At 54.7% G+C, this 247-nt stretch carries 1 rRNA gene; it reads right to left on the bottom strand.

The features are described from left to right. Window positions 1–247 (bottom strand): 23S ribosomal RNA (locus tag APT89_RS21735); the annotation flags it as partial.

Below are 247 nucleotides of genomic sequence, written 5' to 3'. Positions count from 1 at the left end.
CATTGCACTAACCTCCTGATGTCCGACCAGGATTAGCTAACCTTCGTGCTCCTCCGTTACTCTTTGGGAGGAGACCGCCCCAGTCAAACTACCCACCAGACACTGTCCGCAACCCGGATCACGGGTCCACGTTAGAACACCAGCCATTAAAGGGTGGTATTTCAAGGACGGCTCCACGCAGACTGGCGTCCACGCTTCAAAGCCTCCCACCTATCCTACACATCAAGGACCAGTGTTCAGTGTCAAG

This window comes from Enterobacter sp. 50588862 (assembly GCF_001462935.1).
Taxonomy (GTDB): domain Bacteria; phylum Pseudomonadota; class Gammaproteobacteria; order Enterobacterales; family Enterobacteriaceae; genus Enterobacter; species Enterobacter bugandensis.
The sequence above is the reverse complement of the archived record's forward strand: the minus strand, read 5'-3'. Positions and strand labels throughout refer to the sequence as shown.